The organism is Parahaliea aestuarii, assembly GCF_008064635.1.
GTDB classification, from domain to species: domain Bacteria; phylum Pseudomonadota; class Gammaproteobacteria; order Pseudomonadales; family Halieaceae; genus Parahaliea; species Parahaliea aestuarii.
In genome coordinates this window covers 298990-312718 of record NZ_VRYZ01000003.1, presented here as the reverse complement: position 1 = coordinate 312718, position 13729 = coordinate 298990, and the positions used below count along the sequence as shown (strand labels likewise).

General features: G+C 61.3%; 15 protein-coding genes and 1 tRNA gene. 10 read left to right on the top strand and 6 right to left on the bottom strand.

Annotation, left to right across the window (positions count from 1 at the left end):
- The first annotated feature begins 3 nt into the window (after window positions 1-3).
- The 4 genes from FVW59_RS08665 (at window position 4) to FVW59_RS08650 (ending at window position 3774) form a co-directional block, all read left to right on the top strand.
- A complete protein-coding gene (locus FVW59_RS08665; RefSeq protein ID WP_148063850.1) occupies window positions 4-975 on the top strand; it encodes a 4-hydroxyproline epimerase in 972 nt (323 codons plus the stop codon).
- 52 nt (window positions 976-1027) lie between these two features.
- Window positions 1028-1103 (top strand) — tRNA-Phe (locus FVW59_RS08660).
- Window positions 1104-1941: 838 nt separating this feature from the next.
- The gene (locus FVW59_RS08655) at window positions 1942-2391 is read left to right on the top strand and encodes a hypothetical protein (RefSeq protein WP_148063849.1); all 450 of its coding nucleotides are present in this window, start codon (window positions 1942-1944) and stop codon (window positions 2389-2391) included.
- A 468-nt stretch (window positions 2392-2859) separates the two neighbouring features.
- Complete coding sequence (locus FVW59_RS08650; RefSeq protein ID WP_148063848.1) at window positions 2860-3774, top strand: YihY/virulence factor BrkB family protein; 915 nt, start codon at window positions 2860-2862, stop codon at window positions 3772-3774.
- A 38-nt stretch (window positions 3775-3812) separates the two neighbouring features.
- Here FVW59_RS08650 and FVW59_RS08645 read toward each other — a convergent pair whose 3' ends face one another.
- Complete coding sequence (locus FVW59_RS08645) at window positions 3813-5054, bottom strand: NAD(P)/FAD-dependent oxidoreductase (RefSeq protein ID WP_148063847.1); 1242 nt, start codon at window positions 5052-5054, stop codon at window positions 3813-3815.
- A 128-nt stretch (window positions 5055-5182) separates the two neighbouring features.
- Here FVW59_RS08645 and FVW59_RS08640 point away from each other — a divergent pair, with 128 nt between their 5' ends.
- The 3 genes from FVW59_RS08640 to FVW59_RS08630 all read left to right on the top strand — a co-directional run bounded on the left by FVW59_RS08640 (window position 5183) and on the right by FVW59_RS08630 (window position 6475).
- Window positions 5183-5617, top strand: coding sequence for a potassium channel family protein (locus tag FVW59_RS08640; RefSeq protein WP_148063846.1), 435 nt, complete (start codon window positions 5183-5185; stop codon window positions 5615-5617).
- Between the two features lie 86 nt (window positions 5618-5703).
- Entirely contained in the window at window positions 5704-5976 is a 273-nt protein-coding gene (locus FVW59_RS08635; RefSeq protein ID WP_148063845.1) for a TMEM165/GDT1 family protein, read from the top strand.
- A gap of 10 nt (window positions 5977-5986) precedes the next feature.
- Window positions 5987-6475 (top strand): GNAT family N-acetyltransferase, encoded by a 489-nt coding sequence (locus tag FVW59_RS08630; protein WP_148063844.1) that lies wholly within the window; start codon window positions 5987-5989, stop codon window positions 6473-6475.
- 9 nt (window positions 6476-6484) lie between these two features.
- Here the strand turns inward: FVW59_RS08630 and FVW59_RS08625 are convergent, their stop codons facing one another.
- The 4 genes from FVW59_RS08625 to FVW59_RS08610 are packed head-to-tail and all read right to left on the bottom strand — an operon-like array spanning window position 6485 to window position 10542.
- Complete coding sequence (locus tag FVW59_RS08625; RefSeq protein WP_148063843.1) at window positions 6485-6961, bottom strand: carboxypeptidase regulatory-like domain-containing protein; 477 nt, start codon at window positions 6959-6961, stop codon at window positions 6485-6487.
- Window positions 6961-7680 carry a DUF4198 domain-containing protein gene (locus FVW59_RS08620; RefSeq protein WP_148063842.1) on the bottom strand — a complete coding sequence of 240 codons (720 nt, stop codon included), beginning with the start codon at window positions 7678-7680 and terminating at the stop codon, window positions 6961-6963. Before FVW59_RS08620 ends, FVW59_RS08625 begins: the two co-directional genes overlap by 1 nt.
- Window positions 7681-7694: 14 nt before the next feature.
- Complete coding sequence (locus tag FVW59_RS08615) at window positions 7695-9722, bottom strand: TonB-dependent receptor (RefSeq protein ID WP_222711454.1); 2028 nt, start codon at window positions 9720-9722, stop codon at window positions 7695-7697.
- A 40-nt stretch (window positions 9723-9762) separates the two neighbouring features.
- On the bottom strand, window positions 9763-10542 hold the full coding sequence (locus FVW59_RS08610) for a HupE/UreJ family protein (RefSeq protein WP_148063841.1): 780 nt from the start codon (window positions 10540-10542) through the stop codon (window positions 9763-9765).
- A gap of 102 nt (window positions 10543-10644) precedes the next feature.
- Here FVW59_RS08610 and FVW59_RS08605 point away from each other — a divergent pair, with 102 nt between their 5' ends.
- Together FVW59_RS08605 and FVW59_RS08600 are read left to right on the top strand one after the other, a co-directional pair.
- Window positions 10645-11064, top strand: a complete 420-nt coding sequence (locus FVW59_RS08605) for a BlaI/MecI/CopY family transcriptional regulator (RefSeq protein ID WP_148063840.1) — start codon at window positions 10645-10647, stop codon at window positions 11062-11064.
- Window positions 11057-12016 carry a M56 family metallopeptidase gene (locus tag FVW59_RS08600; protein WP_187275823.1) on the top strand — a complete coding sequence of 320 codons (960 nt, stop codon included), beginning with the start codon at window positions 11057-11059 and terminating at the stop codon, window positions 12014-12016. The genes FVW59_RS08605 and FVW59_RS08600 overlap by 8 nt, the downstream gene beginning before the upstream one ends.
- A gap of 12 nt (window positions 12017-12028) precedes the next feature.
- Here FVW59_RS08600 and FVW59_RS08595 read toward each other — a convergent pair whose 3' ends face one another.
- A complete protein-coding gene (locus FVW59_RS08595) occupies window positions 12029-12262 on the bottom strand; it encodes a DUF1653 domain-containing protein (RefSeq protein ID WP_222711453.1) in 234 nt (77 codons plus the stop codon).
- A 213-nt stretch (window positions 12263-12475) separates the two neighbouring features.
- On the opposite strand from FVW59_RS08595, the gene FVW59_RS08590 reads away from it, so the two are divergent.
- Entirely contained in the window at window positions 12476-13594 is a 1119-nt protein-coding gene (locus FVW59_RS08590) for a sugar-transfer associated ATP-grasp domain-containing protein (RefSeq protein WP_187275822.1), read from the top strand.
- Window positions 13595-13729 lie beyond the last annotated feature (135 nt).

The window sequence follows — 13729 nt, the reverse complement described above, 5'->3', positions numbered from 1 at the left end:
GCGGTGAATTCAGCAGCGCCCATCCGGGTCATCGACTCCCACACCGGCGGCGAACCCACCCGCCTGGTGGTGACCGGCGGCCCCGACCTCGGCCCTGGCAGCATGGCCGACCGGCTGGCGGTACTACGCCGGGATCACGACTGGCTGCGCCGCGCGCTGGTGAACGAACCGCGGGGCTCCGACGTCATGGTCGGCGCCCTGCTCTGCGAGCCGGTGGACCCGGCCAACAGCTCCGGCGTGATCTTCTTTAACAATGTCGGTTACCTTGGCATGTGCGGCCACGGCACCATCGGCCTGATGGCCTCACTGGCCTGGCTGGGGATCATTGAGCCCGGCGAGCACCGCATCGAAACACCGGTCGGCGTGGTCAGCGCGACCCTGCACAACGCCCACACCGTCAGCGTGAACAACGTGGAGAGCTACCGCTACCGGGAAGCCGTACAGGTGGACCTTCCCGGCGGCGGCAGCGTCAGCGGCGACATCGCCTGGGGCGGCAACTGGTTCTACCTGGTGGCGGACCACGGCCAGGCCATCGAGCCCGGCAACACCGCCGCCCTCACCGAGTTTGCCGGCGCCCTGCGCATCGCCCTGAACAGGGCCGGCATCACCGGCGCCGATGGCGCCGAGATCGACCACATCGAACTGTTCGGCCCGCCCGGCAGCGAAGCGGAGGCCGACAGCCGCAGCTTCGTGCTCTGCCCCGGCAACGCCTACGACCGCTCCCCCTGCGGCACCGGCACCAGCGCCAAGCTCGCCTGCCTGCAGGCGGCGGGCAAGCTGCAGCCCGGCCAGGTGTGGCGCCAGCAGAGCGTGATTGGCAGCGTGTTCGAGGGCAGTTTCGAGCTGGCCGGCGAGGGCCGCATCCGCCCCACCATCACCGGCACCGCCTATGTGAACGGCGACTTCAGGCTGGTGATGGAGGACGCAGATCCCTTCCGCCACGGCCTGCCCACTGGAAACGCGCCAGACTCTTGACTCGCACCGGCGCAGCGGGTTTAATACGCCCCCTCGCGCCCAGCGCACCCTCGCCCGGATAGCTCAGTTGGTAGAGCAGGGGATTGAAAATCCCCGTGTCGGCAGTTCGATTCTGTCTCCGGGCACCATATTCTGAAAAGGCCTCGCACTAAACTGCGGGGCTTTTTTGTATCCCATGCCGCCACTCAAGGCACCACCAGCCCCTCCAGCCCCGGCACTGCTCGGCTCTACCCCATAAACGGGGGATGGGCATCCATCCTCGTCCACATGACGGGGCTTTTTTGTGGGCCGACACATGTGTCGACCCCGGAACGCCGGCCGGTTCGATTCTGTCTCCGGGCACCATCTATTTTACGCAACATGTTGACTTATAAGGGAATTATTTAAATATCCCGCTCAGCATGCTTACACACCCCGCAACACACTCTGTAAATAAGCTGTTTTTCCACTTATTCTCGCTGGGAGAAAATAGCTATGTTCAGAGGCATGAAATACACCATTAACTCTCGCGGCCAACTGCTTGTTGATTTGTATCCAAAATTGACCCCGCATTTGCACGGAAAAGTTTACCGCCTTCGGTTCGCTAGCTGCCTTTGACGTATACATTTTTCGTAATCAAGGCGGGTCAGAACATTATGCAATTATCTGGCTGAACTGGCTCAATATCCGGTGCAATTCAACACCGAGCGGCTTACGGCTTTGAATACGATACTACAACGCTTACAGGATCTAGGCGGCCAATCACAGATGCATCAGCGGTTGTAATTTTCATTCCAGGAAATGTGAAGGATGGTTATATAACCGGACGCCGTTCTATCCGCTGGCAAGAATTGTCAGAAACAATCGGCGCACCTGTAATCATCTCGGGGGCTAGAACGCAAACTTGGGTTTTTGATGGCCTGTCACACCAGTCATCTATTAACGAGATAGGAAGGCTAATTGATAAGGTACTGTATGGCGCTAAATATGATTAAGATACTATCTCACTGGGCTCTTCCAGGACCTTTTCTTTTGCTCGCATTACTTTTGGGATCCTTTGCAATTGCAAGCGAGGATCAATCAGGAGATTCGCGTTCCGGCACGTCGGATATTAGAGGTGAAATCTCAATTTATTCTCTGATTGTATCTCCTGCGGATTTTCTGCATGATCAGGTTATTGTTCGTGGATATTTGGACTTTGGCGCCACCCTCTCCTTGTATCCAAACAAGCTTGCGGCAGATATACGCGATGACGCTTCATCAATATCTATAGAAGATCCTACAGATGATGGAAGTGTGATTGAGCAATGCAGCGGCAGGTATGTAAAAATACTCGGCGTTATCTCGCGAGACAGTTCCGGAGAGTTCTACATGGGAGATGTAGAGTATGCATATAATCTTGAGCCTTTGGGTTACTGCTGGAAACTAGATAAGTGACACGTTAATGTCGGGTGGCTGTTTGCCTAGCGGTCGGTGACCACCGCCACCGATTAATTGGTCTGAAATGCCGGAACACATGATCGTTAGGTAATTTCAGGCCGCCACCTGGCAGCACTTCCGAAGGTCCAGCATCTGGTACATATAAGAATTCGCTTGCCGATCCCTCTACTTTGCAACAGAAGAAGCGCCATGACGTCACTAGCAGGCCGTTGAATGTTGAATTGCACTGAATATTAAGCCAGTGGGGATGCGGACTGTTGATTTGTATCCAAAATTGACCCCGCATTTGCACAGAAAAGTTTACCGCCTTCGGTTCGCTAGCTGCCTTTGACGTATACATTTTTCGTAATCAAGGCGGGTCAGAACATCATACAATTATCTGGCTGAACTGGCTCAATATTCGGTGCAATTCAACAATCCAGACACCGCTATGCCGTACAATCCATTGCATCACGGGAGGATGCAATGCACTACAGGCTCATCGATCGCATCAAGTACTGGCTCAATATTTTCAAGCAGGCCGCGGACTTCTGGCTCAAAAGCAACGCCTTCGCCAATGCCGGTTCGCTGGCTTTCTTTACCCTTTTTTCCATCGCCCCGGTGATGATCGTGATCGTCAGCGTGATCGGCGTGTTCTACGGCCAGGAAGCCGCCGAGGGGCAGATTGCGGTGCAGCTGCAGGAGACGATCGGGGCCGAGGCCGCCGAAGTGGTGCAGAACGCCGTCGCCAGCTCCTCCTTCAAGGAGGGCGGCCTGCTGCCGACCCTGGGTGGCATCCTGGCGATGCTGATCGGCGCGACCACGGTGTTCGGGCAAATGCAGCACTCGCTCAACGCCATCTGGGGCGTGATTCCCAAGCCGTCGCGCAGCAGTATCTTCCTGCTGCTGCGCAAGCGCCTGACCTCGCTGACCATTGTGCTCGCGGTGGGTTTTGTAATGCTGGTTTCGCTGTCGCTCAGTGTGGCACTCAGGGTAGTGCTGCAGCATGTACAGGGCTGGCTGCCCTGGTATGACGTGGCCTTCGGCGCCCTCGACCTGCTGCTGTCACTGCTGGTGGTGTCGCTGTTGTTCGCCACGATTTTCAAGGTGCTGCCGGATGTGAAGCTGGGCTGGCGGGATGTCGCGGTCGGGTCGGTGCTCACCGCCGTGCTGTTCGCCGTGGGCCGCTCGCTGATTGCGCTCTACCTCTCCTATACCGCGACCGCCTCTGCCTATGGCGCCGCGGGTTCCCTGGTGCTACTGCTGCTTTGGGTGAACTACTCCTCGCTGATTCTGCTGTTTGGCGCCGCGTTTATCCGGGCGCACCTGCTGGCGCGGGGGCGCACGGTCCTCCCGCGCAGCGTGGCCGTGCGGGTGCGACATGAGATCGTCGAGGACTAGCTGCGGGTTCGGCGAAAACCGTGCTGTAGCGGACCGCCTCAGGCGAGCACTGATTTGGACGCGATCGCTATCGGCTGCCGGTCCACGCGAAACAGATCCGGGGCCACCGCGGTATCGAACTCAACGCAGCGCTCGCCGCTGATCTGCCGCGCCAGCATGGCGCCGATGGCCGGGGCCAGCTTGAAGCCGTGGCCGCTGAAGCCGTTGGCGAGGTAGAAGCCCTTCAGCTCGCTCTCTCCCACCAGCGGGTGTACGTCCTCTTCGTTCACGGTGTACAGGCCACAGTAGCCGCGGATCGGCCCGCGATAGGGCAGGGCCGGCAGGCGATGGTGCAGGGCGTGCAATTTGGCGTGGGTGAATGCGTCGTCGGCGCTGCGGTTGAATGCGTCCGGATCGTCGACCTGCTCGCGCTCATCGGACTCCAGAACGGAGCCCACCACCAGTTGCTGGCCCCGGTTCTGGCAGCGGAAGTAAATGCCCGCGGCCATATCGACGGTGACGGGGATGGGGCCGGTGACTTCCGCCGGCCGGTCCAGGTAGAGCACCTGGATACGGGTGGGACGCAGGTGCCAGGGCAGGGCCAGGCCGGCGGCCGCAATCAGACGGTTGCACCAGGGGCCGGCGGCGTTGATCACCACCGGTGCTGCAACCTGCTCGCCACCGGCCAGTGTTAGCCCGGTCACAGCCCCACCGGCCTGGGATACCGCGGCAACCTCCGCCCCGAAGCGCACGTCTACCCCCGCCCCGCGGCAGGCCTCCAGCAGGTCGTCGGCGCAGGCTACCGGGTCCATGTAGCCGCCCTCGGTTTCCAGCAAATAGCGGCCACCGCCGCGGCAGCTGTGCGCCTCACCGGTTTCGGTATCCGGCGCGATAGTGCAGGCACTGAAGGCCGGGTAACGCCGCTGCAATTCATCGTCACCGAAGACCTCGGTGGCAACCCCGGCGCCCTGCATGCGCCGGTGCTCGCGCTCGGCCCAGTCCCTGTCGGCCCCGGGCATCCACAGCACGCCGTCTTCGGCAAATGCTGCGCGAGGCGCGCTCAAACCGGTGAAATCGGGCCAGTGGCGATAGGCGGCAATACCGTCCCGGGCCAGTTGGATCATGTTGTCGAGGGAATAGCGGGTGCGACAGACCGCTGAAGAGGCACCGGTGGAGCCCTCACCGGTGCCGGCGCCCTTTTCCAGCACCAGAATGCGCAATTTACTGCGCCTGGCGAGCTGCCAGGCGGTGGACAGGCCGATGATGCCGGCTCCGACGATGATGACATCCGCACGCTTCATGGCAGGCGCTCCCGGGCACGCAGTTGGCGCAGGTTAGCACGGCGCGGCAGCGAGTCCCACGCAGCCCGGCGCGGGTAAATCCCTCGTGATCACGGTAAAGTGCCTGCAGCACCAAGCAAGGAGAAGCCATGTTTCTGGCCTTTGCGATCAATAGCCTGGTGGTGATCCTCGTGGTGGCCCTGCATTACGAATATCTCCACCAGGCCTCCCTCTACCTGCCGCGTATTCCGCTGCCGCCGCGCTTTCGTATCGTGGCGGGGGTGATCGGGGCACTGGTGGCCCACGCTATCGAGATATGGATCTTTGCCGGCGCCTACTATCTCACCGTTACCCACCTGGACTGGGGCGGCCTGGATGGCCTGGGCTCGGGCAAGCTGATGGACTACGTCTACTACTCCTTCACTGTTTACACCACACTGGGCTTTGGGGATATCGTACCCCGAGGCATGATCCGCTATCTCTCCGGTATCGAGTCCCTCACCGGACTGGTGCTGATCACCTGGACTGCGTCCTTCCTCTACCTGGAAATGCGCAAGTACTGGGATGACGAGGGCCAGCCCTGATTTCGGTAATATCATGCTGATGATTTTCTGCACGCCCATTAAAATGCCGCATCCATACCAACACTTGCAACGGTAGAACCCCCACCATGGACCTGAAGATTTTCCTTACCATCTTTGCCGCGGTGTTTATCGCTGAACTCGGCGACAAGACCCAGCTCGCCACCATGCTGTTTGCCGCGGATAAAGATGTGAGCAAGTGGACGGTCTTCCTGGCCGCTTCCGCCGCCTTGATTGTCGCCTCCGGTATCGGCGTACTCGCGGGCAGCATGCTTTCCGCCTACATCAGTGAGCGGGTGCTGTCCTATATCGCGGGCATCGGCTTTATCGTCATCGGTGCCTGGACGCTCTACCAGGCCTGAGGATCGCACTATGACCCGTATCAACATCCGCCCAGCCACTCCGCAGGATGTCGGGTTGATCCGCCACTTTGTCCGCGAACTGGCTGAGTACGAAAAGGCGCTGGAAGAGGCCAAAGCCAGTGAACAGGACTTCCATCAGGCCCTGTTCAGCGACAACCCGAAAGTGTGGTCGGTGATCTGTGAGATCGACAGTGAGCCCGCGGGCTTCGCCCTCTATTTTTTTAACTACTCCACCTGGACGGGTAAACACGGCCTGTTCCTGGAAGATCTCTACGTCTCGCCGGAATACCGCGGCAGCGGCGCCGGCAAGGCCCTGCTCAAACACCTGGCACAGATAGCCGTGCAGTCAGATTGCCGTCGCTTCGAGTGGAATGTGCTGGACTGGAACCAGAGCGCCATCGACTTCTACGAGTCCTTTGGCGCGCGCCCCCAGAGCGAATGGGTGGGCTACCGGCTGACCGGCCAGGCCCTGCGGGACTTCGCCAGCAGCCAGGATTAAACTCAGGGCCTATTCAGGCCGCCCGGGGCGCTCGCGCAGCCAGTAGGCCGGCAGCAGGGAAGCCAACAGAAGCAGGGCGAGAATCACGTAAACCGGCCAGCCATCATCATGCTGCCCACCTTCGGCCACTGGCGGCGCGAAGACAAACTCGGTTTCAGTGGTATGACCTTCATCCCCATGGGCACTGACCCGGTAGCGGTCGCCCGGCAAGCCGGGCAGCTGGAAGCTGCCGTCTTCGCGCGTCTGCAGGGCCAGGGCGGGAAAGTCCGGCCGGCTCAGGTTTTCCACCTGAATATAATTGCCCGCAGCCGCGCTGTCGTCGGAGTAGCTCAACTGCCCTTTTATAACCCAGCCGACTTCTGTTTTCGCAGTGCCGGCCTGCAGATGCATGCCGTGGCCCCAGGCTGCCGGCTGCCACTGGACCAGCAGCAAGAACACCAGCGGCACAGAGTAACGGCTCAACAGGGGCCGCCGACGGTCTCGCATCAGAGCGCCTCGAAACCAAACAGGTATTCGTAGCTAAGCTCGGTGAACTCCGGATCATCCACCGCAAAGCGCTTGCCGGCCCAGAGGCCATTGAACCCGGCCTCAGGCACAAAGGTGGCGATACCATCGGCACCGGTTTCGCCGGCATCGCCCTCTTCACCCCGCCCCAGCTTGACGCCACTGAGGGGTTTGCCGTCCAGCAGCACCTTCACCTGCATGGGTTGCCCGGCGCGGGGCTGGCTGTCGCTGAGCGGCAGCACTTCAAAACGCTGACCCAGTTCACGGGTGACCAGGGGAGACCACTGCAGCACCGTCTTGTGGTACTTCAGCGCATTGGTGGCCGCCGTCGCTCCCGGTACGGCGCTCAGCGGTTTGTTGACGCTGCGCCCCATCGGATCGCGGGTCCAGATACCGTTGTCGAAGTGGATGGCCACCAGCGCCGCATTCTTCGGTAAGAGCAACTGCGTATTGCCGCCGCCGGCGACATCCGTGCGTTCGTAGTCCAGCGACCCGCCGCCGGCGTCATAGACATCGATGGAGACGATCTTGCCGCTGTCGTAGGTCTCCAGTTCGCCCCCGTGGCCGCCGTACTTCATCTCGTAGCCGCCCACCGTGCCCACCAGTGGCTCCAGCCAAACCGTGTGCGCGCCCGCCAGCGTGCTAGCCAGGGCCAGGGCGAAACCGCCGGCCAGTCTTGAGATTGCCTTGCTTTGCATCATGATTCACTCCTCGTTTAAAGGCTGATCTGTACACCGAGGCGCACCTGACGTGGTGCGCCGGTAGCGAACAGGTTCTCGCCGCCGAACATGAAGCGGGTCGGCGCGTACTCTTCGTCCGCCAGGTTGTCGACCCGGGCATAAAGATTCCATCCGGGGCGCAAGCGCCAGTCGAGCTCGATATCCATCACATCGTAGCTGTCGGCATAGGCGCTGTTGTCGGCGTTCAGAGCGTAGCCCCCCACCGCCCGCCAGATCAGGTTCACGCGCCACTCGGGCAGGAACAGCCAGCCCGCCTGCACTGTTGCCGAGTAGTCGGACACCCCGCCCACCTCCTTGCCTTCCAGATTGGGGTCAGCGTTCTTCACCACCTCGGTGTCGGTGCTGCCATAAATGGCGCTGAGTGACACCTGGGGTACAGGCTGCCAGGCGACTGACAGCTCCAGCCCACGGCGCTCGGTTTCGCCGTAGTTTTCGTACACCCCGGTATCCAGGGTGCGCACCTCGCCATCGGAGTCCACCTGGAACAGCGCCAGGTCCAGTTCGAAGGTCTCGCTGGGTGCCCAGTTGATACCGGCCTCAAGCTGTCCGAAGGTGAGCGGGTCCAGGTTGCTGGCCTCCGGCTGGTACTTGACCCAGCCCGGCGGCAGTGCGAAGCCCTCCGACCAGCTGGCGCGGAATTCCAGCCCGCTGGCCCAGCGCGAGCGCAGGCCGAGCTTGGGACTGACATTGTCCAGATCGTTGAGCTCGCTGCAGGGGTTGTCACCGGTTTCCGGCCCCAGCGGCGCGCAGTCGCCGTCAAAGCGGTCGTAGCGCAGGCCCAAAGAGGGCTGAAGCAGGGGATGCCAGTCCGCCCGCAGTTCGCCGAAGGCAGACACACTGTCGAGCTCCGTGCGCCGGTCATTGATGGGTGGCGCCACCGGGCGACGGTGATCGAGGCCGTCGCTGTAGAGGTAATCCGTCGCCTCGCGGTAGGTCTCCAGTCCGGCGATCCACAACAGGGGAACACCCACCGGCGTGTGCTGCCCGCTGAGGCTCAAACCCGCGCCGCTGACCTCGCGGTCGTAGGCCTCCTCGCGCTGGCGCCACTGGCCGCCGCCCACCGGGCGCGTGAACCAGCGGGTGAAGTCCTGCTCGGTACCGTACAGGAAGCCGAGCAACTGCAGGGAGGGGCTGAGCTGGTGACTGACATCGCCGCGCAGGGTGGCAAAGGTCTTTTCCGCACCGTCGTTCTGCACATTGGCATTGATACCGTAGGGATTGCGTCGATAGTCCGCTTCAGTGAGGTAAGAGGCGCTGTCGTTGTCGGCGTCGTGCCAGCGCCCGGACAGGGCCACCCGGGTGCGCTCACCCAGGCCGACACCCCAGCGCCCGGACAGGGTATCGCGGCGGCCGTCCGACTGGGGGCGGTAACCGTCGCTCTGGTAGTGCTGCAGGGCCAGGTTCAGTTCCTGATTCTCGCCGGGTTCAAGGCCCAGGGCGCCCTGCACATCGACCAGACCATCCGACCCGCCGCTGAGATCCAGGTTGGTGTACTGGCCGCCTTTGCGGGTGTCGATCTTGACGAGGCCACCGCGATTGTAATTGCCGTACAAGGACGAGACCGGCCCCTTGAACACTGTCATGTCGCTCACTTCCAGCGGCACGATCACATTCAGGTCCACGTAGCCGTCAGCGTGCGACATGGCCTCGTTGAGAGGGACACCGTCGATCACCACGCCGAGGTCACCCCCGTGTCCGCCGTCACCGAAGCCGCGAATGGTGAAGCTGTTGGCCACCCCGCCCAGGCCATAGTCGCGGATGCTCATGCCCGGCACCTGGTCGAAGATCTGCTCGGGCTGGGAGATTTTCTGCTCCCGCAGGGTGTCGGCATCAAAGGACGAGGCGGAAAAGGCGGTGTTGGCCCGGTCGAGAATCTGCCCCTTGACCACAATTTCCGACATCGGCAAAGCCGCCTGTGCGGGCTCGGTCTCACCCGCCAGTGCCATCTGGGCCGGTGCCAGCGACACGGCAGCGGCCAGGGCGCGCAATTGAAAGTTGATCATGCCTGTCTCCTGCAGTTCTGCGAATCGATGACGCCGGCGCTCAGTGCCTGTGCGCGGGACCTCCATCGTGGCTGTGCCAGCCCTCCCCGGCCTCGCGCTGTACTTCTGCGGCGGATGCTGCGCCATGGTGGTCTTCCTGCTCGTGAACCAGCCCGTGCAGCTGGTACAGCAACAGCAGGAACCCGGCAATGATGAGCAGGCCGTTCACGGCCCGGCTCAGTGGCACCCATACCACGGTTTTGCGCCAGGCGCTGATCACCACGATCATCAGGCACAAGGCCGCAACCTGGCCCAGTTCAACCCCGAGGTTGAACCAGAGAATCTTGCCCACCAGGCCGGCATCGCCGCGGTCGGCAAGGGTCTGGAACTGGGTAGCAAGGCCCAGGCCGTGAATCAGGCCGAACAGGAAGACCATCAGCAGCAGGTTGGGCGCGGCAATGCCCAGGCAGCGGCGGAAGCCATCGAGGTTTTCGAAACCCTTGTACATCACCGTCACGGCGATAAAGGCGTCCACGTAATAGGGCGTGACCTGGAGACCGGCAAAGGTCGCGCCCAGCAACACCAGGGTGTGGCCGAGGGTAAATGCAGTGATGAATTTGAGAATGTCGCCGAAGCGATGCAGGAAGAACACCACCCCCAGCAGGAACAGCAGGTGGTCGTAGCCGGTGAGCATGTGCTCGGCGCCAGTCCACAGGTAGTCCAGCCAGTTGCCATCGCGCAGCCGTTCGCGGGCGGCGTCCGGCACTTCGTGGGCCAGCGCCGGAACAGCCAGCAGGTACAAAAAAATCGACGCAAACGGGGCAAAACGGGGTATCTTCATTCATGTATTCGGGCGTCTGCCGACCCGGTCCCTGGGATTTTGCGTACAATCCTGTCAGATCGCCTAAACTTCGATAACAGATCGGTTTTCAGTTAGCTGGCCATGACGCGACCCACAAACCCACTCACGCATCCGCTGCACTGGCTCGCGGGTCGATCCAGAAACTCGCGCACGCCCGTTCTCGGCGAGCGCGAACTGGCGGTGATGCATGCCCTGTGGCATGCCGAGAGCAAGTCGGAGGGCGCCGAAGCTGCGATGCTGTCGGCCCAGCAGGTGTTGGAGCGCATGACGGCGCCAACTCTGGCCCTCAGCACCATCCAGAGCACGCTGGAGCGCCTGTGTCGCAAATCACTGGTGGCACGGCAGAAGCAGGCCCGCGCCTACCTTTACCGCCCCCTGCTCCAACGTCAGGACCTGATCAGTTCCCTGCTGCACGACATTAGCCAGGACATCGCCGGTGGCGATGTCGCGCCGATGGTGTCCGGCTTTATGGACTATCTCAATACCTCGCGCGATGACTGACCTGCTCATCTACCTGCTGGAGAACCTGGTCGCCGCGGTGATTCTGGTGGCCCTCGCCTCGCTGCTGGCAGCACTGTTCTATCCTCTGTTCCGCCGCGCCTCCCCCGCGGTCGGCGCCGAGGGGCGCGCCCTGCTGATCTGGCTCTACGGCTTGTCTCCGGCACTGGTCGCCACGGTCAGCGTGTTGCTGCTTCAATTGCCGGCGGTGACCGGTGGCCTGATCCCCGGACACTGCCACGGCAGTACCTGCGGCGCCCACACCCCGCAGTTCGGGCTCGCTTCCCCCGCCGGGACCAGCCTGATGCTGCTGTCCCTCACACTGGTGGCGGTCGGCCTGGGGCTGATCCAGCGCAACCAGCAACGGGCCCGTCGCCGCCTGTACGCGATGCAACTGCTGTCCAAGTCGGAGCCGGGCCGTTTCTGGCGGCTGGTGGACAGCGACGAGGCCGGGGCCTGGTGCGCCGGTTATTTGCGGCCGCAAATCTTCGTTACCCGGGGCTTGATGGCGGCACTGGCGCCGGAACAGGTACAGGCGGTATTGCTCCACGAATGGGCCCACCTGCAAAGGCGCGACAACCTGCGTACCCTGCTATTGCAGTGGGCCAGCGCCCTGTGGCCAGCGAGCGTCAAAAGGATGCTGTGGCAGGACCTGCAACTCGCCACCGAACAAGCCTGTGACCTGGCCGCGGCCCGGCAGGCCGGCACCGGCGCCCAGCTCATTGCGGCGGTGGAGCGGCTGGCCGCCAGTCGGCCCTGTACACCGCCGGCCGGTGAAACGGGTCACCACACTCAATCCGCAGCCATCGCACAGCGTGTACGGCAACTGCAATTCCTCGCCCCGCCAACGGCCTTCGCCACCGAAAGCTGGCTGATGATCTCCGCCCTCGGCGCCGGGCAGATTATCGCCCTGCCCGTTGTAGCCCATATTGCGATTGAGTGGCTGACGCTTTAATGCGTCGCGCCGCTATTCGGGGGTCCCTGCCTCGCAGGGCGCGAAGCGCGGCACTGCAATGCCATTGACCTCCACCGTTTCCACAAACATCGCCAGCGGCCGTACCCACAGGCCGCGTTCGCCGTAGCAGGGACGGTAAACCACCAGCAATTCTTCCGTTTCCGAGTGGCGGGCAACGCCTTCGACAATGTAATCATTGCCTTTGTAATGGCGGTAGCGACCGGGTTTGACGTTCAACTCATCCATCTCTGTCTCAAACAACGTGTGAACCATGCGGCAGGTTTGCAAAATTCCGTGGCAGTTTCATGCTTTTGTCACGATAAAACTGCAAGTAAGGAGCTGTATGTATTAACTTTCTGCTGGCGTCTGGACTCGCCGTTTGTAGAAAAATAAATCCCGCAAGTGTTATAACAACCACAGCAACACTCCCGACAATATCCGATGCAGGATGAACAGCCAATGGTATTGCGTCGCCTCGCCCATGATTACTACCACGCAATTGCCTCAGCCTGCGGCCAAAAGGGTGGACTGTTAACGGCCACCTGGAGTGTAGTGATCGCCAGGTTGTGCTACGACATTGGCCCGCGCTATCACTCCCTGTTCCAACTCGGTTCCCGATCGCGAACCCAGTGGCCCGAGTACCTGATCGATGACTCACTCAAGCCCCTGCTGAAGAACGTGAACTCGGAGCCTGCCCGGGCACTGGTTCGCGACAAACTGCTCTTCTACCGCCACTGCCTTGAACATCAGCTGACAACTATCCCCGTCATCTATGCATTCGACCCCCGTGATATCGATGCCGCAAACACTGGAAAGGATTTAGCCGGGGAGTTCTCGAACGCACTGGACAATGCTGGGGACAACATCTTTTTCAAACTGATCGATGGCAGCTGGGGAGAGGGCGCCTTCTCTGCCAGTCGGATCGGAAACGGTTTATGGCAGGTGGAGGGAAGCAACTTCGAGCCGTTGGAGCTGCTGGCATTCTGCAAGCGAAGGCACGAAGAAACAGACCCGGATAGCAAGGGTTGGATCGTTCAATCCAGGATTGATAACCATCAGGACATCAAGGCAGCGCTATCTCCCGTCGCATTAAGCACCGTGCGCATTGTGACCATCATCGATCAGAATGGCATAGAGATTCTGCTGGCTGTCGCCCGGCTACCCACCGGTCAGAACAATACCGACAACTTCGCTCACGGAAGCTCCGGCAACCTGGTCGCGGCGATGGACATTGACAGCGGACAGATCGGACAGGCCTGGACATCACTTTCCGGACGATGGCCAAAGATTGTGCCAATCGATAAACACCCGGATACAGGTGTATCGATATCCGGGCACAGGTTACCAGACTGGGAAGACGCTCTTGATCTTGTGCGCTGCGCACACAGGAGCCTGCCCGGGCTGAAAGCTGTAGGATGGGACATCGCGTTTACCGACAATGGCCCCATCATTGTCGAGGCAAACGGACAGTTTGATGTCGATCTGTTGCAGGTAGCCTTGAACCAGGGCCTGGCGTCCATTCTCCTGCCCAGGCTGGCGCCTGGAACGCCCACTGCCGGGGAGCCCCTTCAACTTTGACGCTTCGCATTGCCATACATGAAGACCGGGTGGCCCTGCCGAATGGCCTGATACAGTCTTTCTCGGAGCGCTGGAAACAACTCGCCCGCGAACGGGAGCTCGACGTTGTATCCGTGCACCATCAACAGCAGGACT